The 15,440-nt window shown below is 60.9% G+C and carries 13 protein-coding genes; 9 read left to right on the forward strand and 4 right to left on the reverse strand.

Annotated features, from left to right (window positions below; all coding sequences use genetic code 11):
* Positions 1 to 92: 92 nt before the first annotated feature.
* Both FP026_RS26900 and FP026_RS26905 read right to left on the reverse strand, forming a co-directional pair.
* On the reverse strand, positions 93 to 590 hold the full coding sequence (locus FP026_RS26900; RefSeq protein ID WP_149637627.1) for a CinA family protein: 498 nt from the start codon (positions 588 to 590) through the stop codon (positions 93 to 95).
* Positions 587 to 1,807 (reverse strand): bifunctional 2-C-methyl-D-erythritol 4-phosphate cytidylyltransferase/2-C-methyl-D-erythritol 2,4-cyclodiphosphate synthase, encoded by a 1,221-nt coding sequence (locus FP026_RS26905; RefSeq protein WP_149637628.1) that lies wholly within the window; start codon positions 1,805 to 1,807, stop codon positions 587 to 589. The genes FP026_RS26900 and FP026_RS26905 overlap by 4 nt, the downstream gene beginning before the upstream one ends.
* Positions 1,808 to 2,028: 221 nt before the next feature.
* Between FP026_RS26905 and dusB the strand changes: the two genes are divergently transcribed.
* The 8 genes from dusB (at position 2,029) to hflX (ending at position 12,245) form a co-directional block, all read left to right on the forward strand.
* The gene (gene dusB, locus FP026_RS26910; RefSeq protein ID WP_188112698.1) at positions 2,029 to 3,054 is read left to right on the forward strand and encodes a tRNA dihydrouridine synthase DusB; all 1,026 of its coding nucleotides are present in this window, start codon (positions 2,029 to 2,031) and stop codon (positions 3,052 to 3,054) included.
* Positions 3,051 to 4,208 (forward strand): two-component system sensor histidine kinase NtrB, encoded by a 1,158-nt coding sequence (locus tag FP026_RS26915; protein WP_149637630.1) that lies wholly within the window; start codon positions 3,051 to 3,053, stop codon positions 4,206 to 4,208. The genes dusB and FP026_RS26915 overlap by 4 nt, the downstream gene beginning before the upstream one ends.
* The gene (gene ntrC / locus FP026_RS26920) at positions 4,205 to 5,656 is read left to right on the forward strand and encodes a nitrogen regulation protein NR(I) (RefSeq protein WP_149637631.1); all 1,452 of its coding nucleotides are present in this window, start codon (positions 4,205 to 4,207) and stop codon (positions 5,654 to 5,656) included. The genes FP026_RS26915 and ntrC overlap by 4 nt, the downstream gene beginning before the upstream one ends.
* A 286-nt stretch (positions 5,657 to 5,942) precedes the next feature.
* Positions 5,943 to 8,216, forward strand: coding sequence for a sensor histidine kinase NtrY-like (locus FP026_RS26925; RefSeq protein ID WP_149637632.1), 2,274 nt, complete (start codon positions 5,943 to 5,945; stop codon positions 8,214 to 8,216).
* Positions 8,206 to 9,570 (forward strand): sigma-54-dependent transcriptional regulator, encoded by a 1,365-nt coding sequence (locus FP026_RS26930; protein ID WP_149637633.1) that lies wholly within the window; start codon positions 8,206 to 8,208, stop codon positions 9,568 to 9,570. The genes FP026_RS26925 and FP026_RS26930 overlap by 11 nt, the downstream gene beginning before the upstream one ends.
* Positions 9,571 to 9,618: 48 nt before the next feature.
* Positions 9,619 to 10,482 carry a D-amino-acid transaminase gene (locus FP026_RS26935; protein ID WP_149637634.1) on the forward strand — a complete coding sequence of 288 codons (864 nt, stop codon included), beginning with the start codon at positions 9,619 to 9,621 and terminating at the stop codon, positions 10,480 to 10,482.
* A 107-nt stretch (positions 10,483 to 10,589) separates the two neighbouring features.
* Positions 10,590 to 10,832: an RNA chaperone Hfq gene (gene hfq / locus FP026_RS26940; RefSeq protein ID WP_003539403.1), complete on the forward strand. Its 243-nt coding sequence runs from the start codon at positions 10,590 to 10,592 to the stop codon at positions 10,830 to 10,832.
* A gap of 78 nt (positions 10,833 to 10,910) precedes the next feature.
* Entirely contained in the window at positions 10,911 to 12,245 is a 1,335-nt protein-coding gene (hflX, locus tag FP026_RS26945) for a GTPase HflX (RefSeq protein WP_149637635.1), read from the forward strand.
* Positions 12,246 to 12,252: 7 nt separating this feature from the next.
* Here hflX and mazG read toward each other — a convergent pair whose 3' ends face one another.
* Positions 12,253 to 13,101, reverse strand: coding sequence for a nucleoside triphosphate pyrophosphohydrolase (gene mazG / locus FP026_RS26950; protein WP_149637636.1), 849 nt, complete (start codon positions 13,099 to 13,101; stop codon positions 12,253 to 12,255).
* A gap of 20 nt (positions 13,102 to 13,121) precedes the next feature.
* On the reverse strand, positions 13,122 to 13,709 hold the full coding sequence (locus FP026_RS26955; RefSeq protein WP_149637637.1) for a deaminase: 588 nt from the start codon (positions 13,707 to 13,709) through the stop codon (positions 13,122 to 13,124).
* A gap of 292 nt (positions 13,710 to 14,001) precedes the next feature.
* Between FP026_RS26955 and cysG the strand changes: the two genes are divergently transcribed.
* Complete coding sequence (cysG, locus tag FP026_RS26960) at positions 14,002 to 15,438, forward strand: siroheme synthase CysG (protein WP_149637638.1); 1,437 nt, start codon at positions 14,002 to 14,004, stop codon at positions 15,436 to 15,438.
* The last annotated feature ends 2 nt before the right edge of the window (positions 15,439 to 15,440 follow it).

Consider the following 15,440-nt stretch of genomic DNA (forward strand, 5'->3'; position numbering starts at 1 on the left):
AAAAGTGTACTACGGTTTTGCGATAACGACATGCGAAAAATCAAGAAGTTAAAGCGCACCGAGCGAATCTGAAAGATCGCGCTGCGCTTTGGTTATTGGCTGAGCGCGACAAGCATCTCCAGCGCCGTGTTCAAAGTGGCGAGCCGGACCTTGTCGCGGCTGATATCGCCATAACGCATTTCTCGATGGATCAGTGCACCGCTGCGCGCTTTGGCGGTGAGGTGGACGAGCCCGACGGGCTTTTCCGCGGAGCCGCCGCCAGGGCCGGCAATACCGGTCACCGCTACGGCAAAATCGGCCCGGGAGCGGAAGAGGGCGCCATGCACCATCTGGAGCGCCGTTTCCTTTGAAACCGCGCCGAACTGCGCAAGAGTCTGTTCCTGAACGCCGAGCATCTCCATTTTCGCGGTATTGGTATAGGTCACGAAGCCGCGATCGACCACCGCCGAGGAGCCGGGGATTTCCGTCAACGCTCCGGCGATCAGCCCGCCAGTGCAGGATTCGGCCGTGGCGACCATCCAGCCTTTTACCGTGAAATCCGTGACGATCTTTCGTGCGAGCGCGAGAATCTCATCGGGGAAATGCGTCATGTCTTGCCTCCGCGATAGACGACGGTTGCCGTCGCGATGGCGGCGATGCCTTCGCGGCGGCCGACGAAGCCGATCTTCTCGTTCGTCGTCGCCTTGACCGAGCAGCGATCGATGCTGATGCCCAGAAACTCCGAAAGCCTGGCGCGCATCACGTCGCGATGCGGCCCGACTTTCGGTGCTTCGGCGATCAGCGAGACATCCGCATTCATGATGGTGCCGCCGTGTTCGCGCACGATTTTGGCCGCATGTTCGATGAAGATGCGGGAAGGGGCGCCTTTCCACTGCGGATCGGAGGGCGGGAAATGGTCGCCGATATCGCCGGCGCCGCAGGTGGCGAGCAAGGCATCCGTGAGAGCGTGCAAGGCGACATCGGCGTCCGAATGCCCCTTCAGCTTTTGATCGTGAGGAATGAAGACGCCGCAAAGGGTTACGCCGTCGCCGGGCTCCAGCTGGTGCACGTCATAACCATTGCCGGTACGTACGTCGGGCAGCAGGCCGGCGCTCAGCTTTTCATCGGCCATGGCAATATCCCTCCTAATCGTCAGTTTCACATTGTCGGCGCTGCCGGTTACCAATGTCACCGGCAGGCTGCACCATTCCGCGATCGCGGCGTCGTCGGTGAAATCGCTTTTGCCGTCGGCTACTGCTTTTTCGTGTGCGGCAAGAATATCGGCAAAGCGAAAGGATTGCGGCGTCTGCGCGGCGTGAAGCCCGGCGCGAGTCACGGTGTCGACGACGAGCCCTTCCGCGTTGCCGCGCTTTAGCGTGTCGGTTACAGGCATGGCCGGCAGCACTGCTGGTGCGCCGTCTGCAAGCGCCGTGGCGACGCGATCCAGCAGATCGTGGTCGAAGAAGGGGCGCACGGCATCATGGATCATGACATGCGTCACGCCGCTTCCCTTCAACTGGCGAAGTCCGGCAAGCACGGATTGCTGGCGCGTGGCGCCGCCGAAAGCGATATCGACATCAGGCAATCCGGCAACCTGCTGCAGCGCCGAGCGGAGCAGGTTTTCATCGTCGCGATGAATGACGATGACGATCTTCGCTGTCTGCGGCCATGTCACGAATCTTTCAAGCGTGTGCGCAATAACCGCTCTGCCGCCGATCGGGCGATATTGCTTGGGGCCTTCTTCCGGAGAGCCCGCCCGTTCGCCGCGTCCGGCGGCAACGATCACGATTCCCACCGATAGCGGTTGCGTTGAATGCATTTGCGTCATAACCCCCGAAAAATAAAGGCTCGTCTCCGGCATGGCTTTGAAAAGCGTGGAGCTTTCTTTTGGACAAGCACATGCTAAATAGATCGCCAAACGGGATCCTGCTTCAGCAGGGTCTATCGCCTCGACCGAGTATTTTCCAGCATCTGCCCAAAAAATATCGGGATTCTCTAAACCCCCTTGGCAAACTTTCAAAGCGTGTCTAAAAATAGTGCAGATGTATAGTGTGCCCGAAAGATAATCATTTGCTTTCTTCCCAGCTTGCAGCTCCATTTTCCATCGGTTCCGTATCCATCCGAAATCGCGTGATTCTGGCACCGATGTCGGGCGTGACCGATCTGCCTTTCCGGCAGCTCGCATTACGTTACGGCGCCGGCCTGGTCGTCACCGAAATGGTCGCCAGCCGTGAGCTCGTGCAGGATACGGCCGAATCCTGGGCGCGTTTGAAAAGCGCGGGATTGAAGCCGCATATGGTGCAGCTGGCTGGCCGCGAGGCACATTGGATGGCCGAGGCGGCGAAGATTGCCGCCGACAATGGCGCCGATATCATCGATATCAATATGGGGTGCCCCGCCAAGAAGGTGATCGGCGGCTATTCCGGCTCGGCGCTGATGCGCGACCCGGATCACGCGCTAACATTGATCGAGGCGACGGTCCGCGCCGTGAACATCCCCGTGACGCTGAAGATGCGGCTTGGCTGGGATGAAAACTCCATCAACGCGCCGGATATTGCGCGCCGTGCCGAGGAAGCCGGCATTCAGCTCGTCACCATTCACGGCCGCACGCGCATGCAGTTCTATGAGGGCAGGGCGGATTGGGATGCGATCCGCGCCGTGCGCGATGCCGTCTCCATCCCGCTTGTCGCCAATGGCGATGTCGAAACGGCGGAAGACGCGCGGGAAATCCTGCGCCGCTCCGGTGCCGATGCCGTCATGATCGGCCGTGGCTGCCAGGGCCGCCCGTGGCATGCAGGCATACTGGCCGGCTACCGCGAACCGAGCCGCCAGGAGATCGTCGAGATCGCGCTCGAACATTACCGGATGATGATGGAGTTTTACGGCGAAGCGGTCGGTATACGCCATGCCCGCAAGCATCTGGCCTGGTATCTCGATCGGTACGCGCCGGCGACGACAGATGTCGACAAGGCGAAAATCATGACGTCGAAAGAGAGCGGCGAGGTGGCTGCATCCTTCCATGCCGCGCTGCAGGCAGGCGCCGATCTCGCTCACTGCGTCCAGGAGGCTGCATGACTTCGAAATCCAGCTCCGGCGCCGGCGACATCTTGGCCAATTCCCTCGCCATGGCCGTTCTCAACGCGATCCAGAACCCCGTCGTCATGGTCGACGAGGCCGGTTTGATTGCCTTTGCCAACTGGGAGGCGGAGGCCTTCTTCGGCGCCAGCGCCTCGCATCTCTCACGCTATAAGATTTCGACCTTTATCCCGTTCGGCAGCCCGTTGCTGGCGCTGATCGACCAGGTGCGCGAGCGCCGCGCGCCCGTCAACGAGTATCGCGTCGACCTCAGCTCTCCGCGTCTTGGGCAGGACAAGTTGGTGGATATTTACGTCGCGCCGGTTTCCAGCGACCCCGGCTCAGTGGTCGTCGTATTCCAGGAACGCTCCATGGCGGACAAGATCGACCGGCAGCTGACGCACCGCGCCGCCGCCCGTTCGGTCACCGGTCTTGCCTCCATGCTGGCGCATGAGATCAAGAACCCGCTGTCAGGTATTCGCGGCGCCGCTCAGCTGCTGGAGCAGTCCGTCGAGGACGACGATCGCGCTCTGACGCGCCTCATCTGCGACGAGACGGACCGTATCGTCTCGCTGGTCGACCGCATGGAGGTTTTCTCCGACGAGCGGCCGGTCGATCGCGTGCCCGTCAACATCCACTCCGTGCTCGATCACGTGAAGGCCGTCGCCAAGGCCGGCTTCGCCCGCAACATCAAGATTTCCGAGAACTACGACCCTTCGCTGCCGGCGGTCTTTGCAAACCGGGACCAGCTCGTGCAGGTCTTCCTCAATCTGGTGAAGAATGCCGCCGAGGCGGTCGGCGATCGTCAGGATGGCGAGATCATGCTGACGACGGCCTATCGCCCCGGCATCCGGCTTTCGGTCGCCGGCACGCGCGAGAAGATTTCGCTGCCGCTGGAATTCTGCGTCATCGACAATGGTCCCGGCGTTCCATCCGACCTCGTGCCGCATCTCTTCGATCCGTTCATCACCACGAAGACGAACGGAACCGGCCTCGGCCTTGCGCTGGTCGCCAAAATCATTGGCGACCACGGCGGCATTGTCGAATGCGACAGCCAGAACCACCGCACCACTTTCCGTGTTTTGATGCCCGCCTCCAAGGGCATCACCTCAGAAGATGCCCCCCTTCCGAACTCTACAGGGACTACTCGATGACAGCCACGATCCTTGTCGCCGATGACGATGCGGCCATCCGCACCGTGCTCAACCAAGCTCTGAGCCGCGCGGGTTACGATGTGCGCATTACATCCAACGCCGCGACGCTCTGGCGTTGGGTCTCGGCCGGCGAAGGCGACCTCGTCGTAACCGACGTCGTCATGCCTGACGAAAACGCATTCGATCTATTGCCGCGGATCAAGAAGGCAAGGCCGGATCTGCCCGTGCTCGTCATGAGCGCGCAGAACACCTTCATGACTGCAATCAAGGCGTCGGAGAAGGGTGCTTACGATTACCTTCCGAAGCCGTTCGACCTGACGGAGCTGATCGCGATCGTCGGCCGTGCCCTGTCCGAACCGAAGCGCAAGCCGGCAAAGCTCGACGATGACATGCAGGACGGCATGCCGCTTGTGGGGCGTTCGGCCGCGATGCAGGAAATCTACCGTGTGCTCGCCCGCCTGATGCAGACCGACCTCACGCTGATGATCACCGGCGAATCCGGTACCGGCAAGGAGCTGGTGGCGCGCGCCCTGCACGATTACGGCAAGCGCCGCAATGGGCCTTTCGTTGCCATCAACATGGCCGCGATCCCGCGCGATCTGATCGAATCCGAACTGTTCGGCCATGAGAAGGGCGCTTTCACTGGCGCACAGACGCGCTCGACCGGCCGTTTCGAGCAGGCGGAAGGTGGTACGCTGTTTCTCGACGAGATTGGCGATATGCCGATGGATGCGCAGACGCGCCTGCTTCGCGTGCTGCAGCAGGGCGAATATACGACCGTGGGCGGCCGCACGCCGATCCGCACCGATGTCCGCATCGTCGCCGCCACCAACAAGGACCTGAAGCAGGCGATCAATCAGGGCCTGTTCCGCGAGGACCTCTATTATCGTCTCAACGTCGTGCCGCTGCGCCTGCCGCCGCTGCGCGACCGCGCCGAGGATATCCCGGATCTCGTGCGCCATTTCGTGCAGCAGACCGAAAAGGAAGGGCTGGGTTCCAAGCGTTTCGACCAGGAAGCGCTCGAACTGATGAAGGCCTATCCCTGGCCCGGCAACGTCCGCGAGCTGGAAAATCTCATTCGCCGGCTGATGGCGCTCTATCCGCAGGATGTCATCACCAAGGAAATTATCGACGCGGAACTGCGGGCTGACGTGCCCGACAGTCCGATCGAAAAGGGTCCGGTCCGCACCGGCTCCATGACCATCGCCCAGGCGGTAGAGGAAAACATGCGGACCTATTTCGCCGGTTTCGGCGATAATCTGCCGCCGCCTGGCCTTTACGACCGCGTGCTGACGGAAATGGAATATCCCTTGATTCTCGCGGCATTGACCGCGACGCGGGGTAATCAGATCAAGGCCGCCGATCTTTTGGGCCTCAACCGCAATACGTTGCGTAAAAAGATCAGGGAACTGGGAGTTTCGGTTTACAGAAGCTCCCGAACGGCTTGACAACGCGATCCGATGCGTTGCATTTTCGCCACAATGCGTTGCTTAAAGGTCACGCAGTTGATTCGTCGTCTTTGCAGTGGCGATTCATTTGACCTGCTCTCTGGAAAAGGAGAGTTCGTCAGATTTTTCAGCCTGTTGCAAGGATGACGTGAAGTAAAGGTTTCGCTCTTATGCGAAACCGAACGACAGTTCCCGCCTCTGCCTGTCGCGCACACGAATGCCAAATAGTGGCGGTGCGATTTTGACCAGGGCGCCGACCGTCGCTCGTGCGTGGAGATTGATGGGAATGATGCAGGACGCGGTGTCGCCGGCGGCGAGCGACGAGGCGGTTGTCAAGGTGACGGACCGTCGTGCTTCCTTCGCCCTGCCGGGTCTGATCCTGGCCGGCGGCGCGCTCCTGTGCGCCATCGCGACCTTGCTGATGCTCCTGGGGCTCACGCCGATCGCCCCGACGTCCTCCGTCGTCTTCACCTCGGTCGTGATCAACGGCCTGTTCGTGCTGGGACTGATTGCTCTGATCGCCCGCGAAGTCGCGCGGTTGATGAAGGCGCGCAGCCGTGGCCGCGCCGCGGCTCGGCTTCATATCCGCATCGTCGTTCTTTTCTCGATCGTGGCGATCACGCCGGCCATTCTTGTCGCTATCGTTGCCAGCCTGACTCTCAATGTCGGCCTCGACCGCTGGTTCGGCGTACGTACGCAGCAGATCATCAGTTCCTCGCAGAACGTCGCGCAAGCCTATCTGATGGAGAATGCGAGCTATCTGCAGGGGCAGACAGTGTCGATGGCGAACGATCTGGAGCGCAATCGCTCGCTCTTCAATCTCGATCGCACCGGTTTTACCGATTTGATGACCCGTCAAGCGCGCGGGCGCGGCTTGCTGGGGGCCTTTCTCGTGCGCCGTGATGGCAGCGCCATCGTCCAGGCCGAGATCAAGACCGAACGGCCGCTGCCGGCCATTCCGAAGGATGCGCTCGATTCCTCGGCCAACGGGCAGCCGACGCTCATTCCGCCGGGGGTGACCAACCTTGTCGGCGCGGTCATCAAGCTCGATGAGATCCCCGGCTCGTTTCTCTACACTGTGCGTGCCGTCGACCCGCGCGTCATGAACGCCATGCGCATGGTTGAGGATAACACCGTCGAATACAAGGCGATGGAAGCAGGGCGCATGTCGCTCCAGATCGCCTTCGCCGTTCTTTACATCGGCTTCGCGCTCATCGTGCTGCTGGCCGCGATATGGACCGCGATCGCGATCGCCGACCGTATCGTCAGGCCGATCCGCCTCCTCATCAGCGCTGCGGACAATGTCGCCTCGGGCAATATGAACGTGCTGGTGCCCGTGCGCTCGGCCGATGGCGACGTCGGCAGCTTGTCGCGCACCTTCAACAAGATGATCTCGGAAATTCGCACCCAGCGCGATGAAATCCTTGAGGCGAAGGACGAGGTCGACGACCGTCGCCGCTTCATCGAGGCCGTTCTGTCGGGCGTGACGGCGGCTGTGATCGGTGTCGAGCATGACCGGCGCATCACGATCGCCAATACTTCGGCCGAAGATCTGCTGACGCTCAAGAGCGACGAGCTCATCGGCAAGAACCTGTCGGAAATCGCCCCCGAGGTCGACCAAGTCGTGACCGAGGCGACGATGCGCCATCGCAGCGATTTCCGCAAGCAGATCAGCCTTGTTCGTGGCGGGACGGTGCGCACGCTCAGTGTCCAGGTAACGCGCGAGGAATCGCGCGATGCCAACGAATCCTATGTCATCACGCTCGACGACATCACCGATCTGGTGATCGCGCAGCGTTCGACCGCCTGGGCCGATGTCGCGCGTCGCATTGCGCATGAGATCAAGAACCCGCTGACGCCGATCCAGCTATCGGCCGAGCGTATCCGCCGCCGCTTCGGCAAGAACATCGCCGAAGCCGATCGTGCGGTTTTCGATCAATGCACGGATACGATCATCCGCCAGGTGGGCGATATCGGCCGCATGGTCGACGAGTTCTCCTCCTTCGCCCGCATGCCGAAGCCGACCATGGAGCCGACCGATCTGCGCGATATTCTGCGCGATGCCGTCTTCCTGCGCGAAATGGGCAACACTCACGTCAAATTCGAGCGTGAGCTGGGCGACGAACGGCTGGAGGGTATGTTCGATGCGCGAATGCTCGGCCAGGCCTTCGGCAATCTCATCAAGAATGCCGTCGAGGCGATCGAAGGCGTGCCAAGCGACCAGGCCCGCGAGGAGCCGAAGATCCTGGTGCGCTCGTCGCTCGATCCCGAGCGGGATCGTTTCACTGTCGACGTCATCGACAATGGCCGCGGCCTGCCGGTCGAGAACCGGCACAGTATTCTCGAACCCTATATGACGATGCGCGAGAAGGGCACGGGCCTTGGCCTCGCCATCGTCAAGAAGATCATTGAAGACCATGGCGGGCAGATCGAACTCCACGACGCGCCGGCCGATTTCGACCAGGGCAGGGGGGCCATGATCCGCGTGCATCTGCCACGCCGTGAGCAGGCCGTCGTCGCCCAGACAGCAAGTGACAAGGAAAGCGTCTATGGCATCTGACATTCTCGTAGTGGATGACGAGGAAGACATTCGCGAAATCGTTTCGGGAATTCTCTCGGACGAAGGGCACGAAACCCGCACGGCACACGACAGCGACAGCGCGCTTGCCGCGATTTCCGATCGCGCGCCGCGGCTGATCTTCCTCGATATCTGGATGCAGGGCAGCAAGCTCGATGGTCTTGCGCTGCTGGACGAAATCAAGGCGCGCCATCCGGAACTGCCCATCGTCATGATCTCCGGTCACGGCAATATCGAGACGGCCGTCTCCGCCATCAAGCGCGGCGCCTTCGACTTTATCGAAAAGCCGTTCAAGGCCGATCGTCTGATCCTGATTGCTGAGCGCGCCCTGGAAAATTCCAAGCTGAAGCGCGAAGTCTCCGAGCTGAAGCGCCGCACCGGCGATGCCGTGGAGCTGATTGGTACGTCGGTAGCCGTTTCGCAGCTGCGCCAGACGATCGACAAGGTATCGCCCACCAACAGCCGCGTCATGATCTTCGGCCCGTCGGGCTCCGGCAAGGAGCTCGTCGCGCGGATGATACACAAGAAGTCGACCCGCGCGAATGGTCCCTTTGTGGCGCTGAATGCCGCGACGATCACACCAGAGCGCATGGAAATCGCTCTCTTCGGCACTGAAGGCTCGCCGGGGCAGGCGCGCAAGATCGGCGCCCTGGAAGAGGCCCATCGCGGCATCCTCTATCTCGATGAAGTCGGTGAAATGCCGCGCGAGACGCAGAACAAGATCCTGCGCGTGCTCGTCGATCAACAGTTCGAGCGCGTCGGCGGCTCCAAGCGCGTCAAGGTGGACGTCCGGATCATCTCGTCCACGGCCTATAATCTCGAGAGCCGCATCGCCGAAGGGCTGTTCCGTGAGGATCTCTATCACCGTCTAGCCGTCGTGCCCGTGCGCGTGCCTGCCCTTGCCGAACGCCGCGAGGACGTTCCATTCCTCGTCGACCAGCTGATGCGCCAGATTTCCGAGCAGGCCGGCATTCGCCCCCGCCGGATCGGCGACGACGCCATGGCCGTGCTGCAGGCGCATGACTGGCCGGGCAACATCCGCCAGCTGCGCAACAATATCGAGCGGCTGATGATCCTCGCACGCTCGGATGGCGCGGAAACGCCGATCACGGCGGAAATGCTGCCGACCGACCTCGGCGACATGCTGCCGAAGGTGTCCGCCAAGAATGATTATCACATCATGACGCTGCCGCTGCGTGAAGCGCGCGAGATGTTCGAGCGCGATTACCTCATCGCTCAGATCAACCGCTTCGGCGGCAATATCTCGCGCACCGCGGAATTTGTCGGCATGGAACGTTCGGCGCTGCACCGTAAGCTGAAGTCGCTGGGCGTCTGATCGGCCGCTTCGTCCGTCAACATCGTAGACTTCTGATCAGGGGCTTCCATGCCGAGAATAGCTTATGTCAACGGCCGCTACGTCAAGCACAGCGATGCCATGGTGCATATCGAGGACCGCGGCTACCAGTTTGCAGATGGTGTCTACGAGGTTTGCGAGGTTCGTCATGGCGTGATCGTCGACCTGACGCGCCATCTCGATCGTCTCAACCGTTCGCTGGGCGAGCTGCGGATCGCCTGGCCGATGACGCGCCAGGCATTGGTACTGGTGATTCGCGAGACCTTGCGCCGCAATCATGTCCGCAATGGCCTGTTCTATCTGCAGGTGACACGCGGCGTTGCCCGGCGAGACCACGTCTTCCCGCCCGCCGGCACGCCATCCTCGATCGTCGTCACCGCCAAGAGCACCGATCAATCCGGGATCGCCAAAAAGAACGCCGATGGCATCAAGGCGATTACCGTCCGCGACAATCGCTGGGACCGGGTCGATATCAAGTCGGTGGGCCTGCTTCCGAATGCCATGGCCCGCCAGCAGGCCAAGGAGGCCGGCGCCCAGGAGGCGATCTATATCGACCACAACGGCATGGTGAAGGAAGGGGCCGCGACCAACGTCTGGATCGTCGATCATGACGGCAATCTCGTCACTCGCCCGGCCGAGCATGGCATCCTGCGTGGCATCACCCGTACGACCCTGATGGACGTCGCAGCCAAGCTCGACGTGACGATTGTCGAGCGATTCTTCTCGGTCGAGGAGATGATGAAGGCCCGCGAAGTCTTCATCACCGCGGCGACAAGTATATGTTTTCCGGTCGTTTCTATCGATGGCGAGACCATTGCCAATGGTCATCCGGGCAGCATGTCACAGAAAATTCGTGAAGCCTTTTTCGACGTTGCGGAAAAGACTGCGATTTGATACCAACATTCGCTGGAGGGAGAGAATGAGGGTATCTCTTGTCCGGGACCTCTGTATATCATGACATTTAACCGACCTGGGTCGGCAAAAAAGAAAGAAGCGGCGCGATGGCGGAACGTTCTCAAAACTTGCAGGACTTGTTTCTCAATACTGTTCGCAAGCAAAAGATTTCACTGACAATTTTCTTGATTAACGGCGTGAAGCTCACAGGTGTCGTAACCTCGTTCGACAATTTCTGCGTCCTGCTCCGCCGCGATGGCCATTCGCAGCTCGTCTACAAGCATGCGATCTCGACGATCATGCCGGGTCAGCCGATGCAGATGTTCGAGAGCGAAGAAGCCGCATCCTAACCAGGACTTTCTACTATCACGACACGCGATACCAAAAACGATTCTCTCATCCCGGAGTCCGCAAAGCACCGGGATGATATGCGCGCTGTCGTCGTCGTGCCTGTGTTGAAACAGGCGCGCGCGGCGCGTTCCGCTCAAGCCGATAGCGCCAATTCCGCCTCGCGCCCGCCGGAGAGCCGACTGGAAGAGGCCAAAGGCCTCGCCTTGGCGATCGATCTCGACGTGGTCAACGGTTCCATCGTGCCGATCAACGATCCACGGCCGGCAACGCTGCTCGGAACCGGCAAGATCGAGGAAATCCTGGCGCTGCTCGATGAGTTCAACGCCGGCCTCGTTATCGTCGATCATCCGTTGACGCCGGTGCAGCAGCGCAATCTCGAGAAGGCGTGGAACGCCAAGGTCATCGACCGCACCGGCCTCATCCTCGAAATCTTCGGCCGCCGCGCCTCCACCAAGGAAGGCACGCTGCAGGTCGAGCTCGCGCATCTGAACTATCAGAAAGGCCGGCTAGTTCGAAGCTGGACCCACCTTGAACGCCAGCGCGGCGGTGCCGGCTTCATGGGCGGCCCCGGTGAAACCCAGATCGAAGCCGACCGGCGGATGCTGCAGGAACGGATCATTCGGCTGGAGCGCGAGCTGGAGCAGGTGGTTCGCACCCGCCAGCTTCATCGCGCCAAGCGCCGGAAGGTGCCGCATCCGATCGTGGCTCTGGTCGGCTATACCAATGCCGGCAAATCGACGTTGTTCAACCGCATCACCGGCGCCGGTGTTCTGGCGGAAGACATGCTGTTTGCGACGCTGGACCCGACGCTGCGCCGTATGAAGCTGCCGCATGGCCGCACCGTCATCCTCTCCGATACCGTCGGTTTCATTTCCGACCTGCCGACCCATCTGGTGGCCGCATTCCGCGCGACGCTGGAAGAGGTGCTGGAGGCCGACCTGATCCTGCATGTGCGCGATCTCTCGGATGACGACAATCAGGCGCAGAGCGCTGACGTGATGCGCATTCTCGGTGATCTCGGCATTGGCGAGGCGGAAGGTGCGGAGCGCATCCTCGAGGTCTGGAACAAGATTGACCGCCTGGAACCGGAAGCTCACGATGCCATCGTCCAAAAGGCTTCGACCGCCGAAAACGTCATTGCCGTCTCGGCGATATCAGGCGAGGGCGTCGATCGTCTGATGGACGAAATCAGCCGGCGTCTCTCCGGTGTGCTGACGGAAACGTCGATCACGCTGCCGGTCGAAAAACTGGCACTGCTACCCTGGCTCTACAACCACGCCATTGTCGACAACCGCGAGGACAATGAGGACGGTACGGTGACGCTCGACGTCCGCCTGACCGAGACCGAGGCGGCCGAGCTGGAGCGGCGCATGGGCAATGGCCCGAAGCCGCAGCGCGAGGACTGGGAATAGGCTGCGTCTAAGCCGTTTTCGCCTCGCTGAGCTGCCGCTCGATGGCTTTTGCCGACTGCCAGATCTCTTCCATCCGCTCCAGCGAGGCGCCTTCCAGCGTTTCGCCTTCTGCCTCGAGCGTTGTCTCGATATGATGGAAACGGCGGCGGAATTTCGTGTTCGTGCCGCGCAAAGCCTGTTCCGGATCGGCTTTCACGTGCCGGCCGATATTGACGACGGCGAAGATCAGGTCGCCGAGCTCGTCGCTGACCTTGGCCTTGTCGCCGCTCGCAAGCGCTGCCCGCAATTCGTCGATCTCCTCCTCGATCTTGTCGAGAATAGGCTCCGGCGCCGACCAGTCGAAGCCGACTTTGGCGGCCCGTTCCTGTAGTTTCAAGGCTTCCGTCAGGGCAGGGAAGGTGCGTTGCACCGAGCCCAGGAAGCCGGCCTTGAAATCTTCGGTAACGCCGCTTTTGGCACGACGCTCCGCCCGTTCGCGCTTCTCTTCGGCCTTGATCCGATCCCATTGCAGCGTCACCGCATCTTCGGTCTTAGCATCGGAAACGGCAAAGACATGCGGATGGCGGCGGATCATCTTGCGGGAGATGGCATGGACGACATCGCCGAACGAAAATGCGCCTGACTCCTCGGCGATCCGGGAATGGAAAACGACCTGCAGCAGCAGATCGCCGAGCTCGTCGCAGAGATCGTCCGTATCTTTGCGCTCGATCGCATCTGCGACCTCATAGGCCTCTTCGATCGTGTAGGGCTTGATGGTTTCGAAGGTCTGAACGATGTCCCAGGGGCAGCCGCTCTCGGGATTTCGCAGCGCTGCCATGATGTCGATCAGGCCGTTTATGTCTCGCGATGCTTCCATCATTGCCTCGGATCTAGCTATCAATTCAAAGGGATGTCGTTGCCGCTCTTCGACGCCTGGTAGTTGTCCGAGAGATCGGCATAGGCCTGTTTAATGCGCGCCGTTTGTTCCTTCAGCTCACCTTTGCGCGGATCCGCTTCCGTTTCCACAAGGTCGGAGATGGCAAAGCTGTTCCAGAATGCGTTTTGACGGCGATAACCGCCCGGCTCCAGGCCGAAGACTTCCTTCAGGATCCTGAGATCGTGCGGGATCGCGAAGGCATCCCGGGAATCCTCATGGCTGAAGAAATAATAGAAATTGTCGAAGCCGGCCCAGGTGATCGCCGACATGCACATGGTGCAGGGCTCGTGGGTGGACAGGAAGATCAAATCCTTGGTCGCCGGCTTTTCGCCGAGTTCGTAGAAGCGCTTGAGGGCATGAACCTCGCCGTGCCACAGCGGGTTCTCCAATTCGTTGTTGGTTTCGGCGATGACGAGCGAAAGGTCGGATTTGCGCAGGATAGCGGCGCCGAAGACCTTGTTGCCGGCGGCCACGCCCTTGCGGGTCAGGGGCAGGATGTCGTGCTCCACGACGTCGAGAAGGCGGGCTGCGATGCTGTTGTCGGACAAGGATCTGCTCCAGAGTTTTGGGCCAGTCTATCGGCATTGCGCAAGCGGCGGAATGCGCAAATGACGTATGGACCAAGTTTGTCACAGGCAATAAAATCGCCGTAGGCGGCAGTCAATCATAAAAGTCTATAGATTTCCTATATTTATCTCGATCTGCTCGTCTGGTGAGTTTTGCTCAAATCCTTGGCATGTCGAGCAAAAGAATACGCGCATGCGTGGGCATTAGAATTTCTGTTTCTTCAATCTCTTGGCAGCAAGGGCGATAGTCGCCAAATCTCGAAGTGGAACCATGATGCCTCCCAGGACTGAACAGCTTTCGGTGTTTCCCGCCTTCTTCCGCGTGGAAGGAAGGGTGACGGCTGTCTTCGGCAATGGTGATGAAGCTTTCGCCAAGGTGCGGCTGCTCATGAACACGCAAGCCAAGATCGTCGTCTATGCGCCGGCGCCAGAGGCTGATTATCACGCCTTCCTGATTGCCAACCGCATCGAAACCGTACGCGGCAGTTTTTCACCCGATCAGGTCAAGGGCGCGACTCTCGTCTTTGCCGCCACCGGCGACGCCGAGGCGGATCGCACGATCGTCGATGCTGCCCGCGCTGAGCGAATTCCCGCGAATGCCGTCGATCAGCCCGATTATTGCGATTTCTATACGCCGGCGCTGGTCAATCGCGCTCCTGTGGCTGTTGCCATCGGCACGGAAGGTGCCGGTCCGGTGCTGGCGCAGATGGTCCGCGCCCAGATCGACCAGATGTTGTCGCCGTCGCTCGGCAAGCTTGCCGACCTTGCGACGCGCTACCGCAAGCCGGTCGAGCGCCTTGTAGCGCGCGGCGTTGCGCGTCGCGTCTTCTGGCGGCGGTTCTTCTCCGGATCCGTCGCTGATGCCGTCAATGCCGGCCATCTCTTGCAGGCCGAGCAGGCAGCCGATGAGTTGCTGCAGTCGTCGCGCGAAGTCGAGGGCCGCATCTGGTTGGTCGGCGCCGGCCCTGGCGCGGAAGATCTGCTGACGCTTCGGGCGCAACGCGTGATGATGGAAGCGGACGTCATCGTCTATGATGCGCTGGTGCCGCAGGCGATTGTCGATATGGGACGTCGCGATGCCGAGCGCCTGTCCGTCGGCAAGCGCAAGGGATGCCACAGCAAGTCGCAGGAAGAGATCAACGATCTGCTGGTGCAGCTTGGCCGTGAAGGCAAGCGCGTCGTGCGGCTGAAGTCGGGCGATCCGCTGGTTTATGGCCGCGCGGGCGAGGAAATGGCGGCTCTGCGGGCCGCTGGTATCGGCTATGAGATCGTTCCCGGCATCACCTCGGCCTTTGCGGCCGCCGCAGATTTCGAACTGCCATTGACGCTGCGCGGCGTCGCCTCGTCGCTGGTCTTCACAACGGGTCATGATCTCACAGGCGATGTGCTGCCCGATTGGGCGAGCCTGGCCGTATCCGGTGCCACGATTGCCGTGTATATGGGACGCACGGTTGCCGCTTCCGTCGCCGGTCGCCTGATGCAGGCTGGACTGCCGCCGGAGACGACCGTTGCCATCATCGAGAATGCGAGCCGCCGCGATCGTCGCCTGATGCACGGCATCCTGCGGGATCTGCCCGGTCTCGAGCACCGCGACGAGTTGAACGGGCCGGTCATGGTCATTATCGGCGATGCCGTCGCCGGTGCGAATTTTGAACAATCCGAGCCGCTGGTCCGCCGCGAGACCGTTGCTCAAGACTATGCAAGGAGCTGATT

This window comes from Martinezella tropici, assembly GCF_008370325.1.
In the GTDB taxonomy this organism is placed as follows: Bacteria; Pseudomonadota; Alphaproteobacteria; order Rhizobiales; family Rhizobiaceae; genus Rhizobium; species Rhizobium tropici_B.

Coding starts and splice junctions, on each gene's coding strand:
- FP026_RS26900 (WP_149637627.1), bottom strand. CDS start 590: ATGACGCATTTCCCCGATGAGATTCTCGCGCTCGCACGAAAGATCGTC.
- FP026_RS26905 (WP_149637628.1), bottom strand. CDS start 1,807: ATGACGCAAATGCATTCAACGCAACCGCTATCGGTGGGAATCGTGATC.
- FP026_RS26915 (WP_149637630.1), top strand. CDS start 3,051: ATGACTTCGAAATCCAGCTCCGGCGCCGGCGACATCTTGGCCAATTCC.
- ntrC (WP_149637631.1), top strand. CDS start 4,205: ATGACAGCCACGATCCTTGTCGCCGATGACGATGCGGCCATCCGCACC.
- FP026_RS26925 (WP_149637632.1), top strand. CDS start 5,943: ATGATGCAGGACGCGGTGTCGCCGGCGGCGAGCGACGAGGCGGTTGTC.
- FP026_RS26930 (WP_149637633.1), top strand. CDS start 8,206: ATGGCATCTGACATTCTCGTAGTGGATGACGAGGAAGACATTCGCGAA.
- FP026_RS26935 (WP_149637634.1), top strand. CDS start 9,619: ATGCCGAGAATAGCTTATGTCAACGGCCGCTACGTCAAGCACAGCGAT.
- hfq (WP_003539403.1), top strand. CDS start 10,590: ATGGCGGAACGTTCTCAAAACTTGCAGGACTTGTTTCTCAATACTGTT.
- hflX (WP_149637635.1), top strand. CDS start 10,911: ATGCGCGCTGTCGTCGTCGTGCCTGTGTTGAAACAGGCGCGCGCGGCG.
- mazG (WP_149637636.1), bottom strand. CDS start 13,101: ATGGAAGCATCGCGAGACATAAACGGCCTGATCGACATCATGGCAGCG.
- cysG (WP_149637638.1), top strand. CDS start 14,002: ATGCCTCCCAGGACTGAACAGCTTTCGGTGTTTCCCGCCTTCTTCCGC.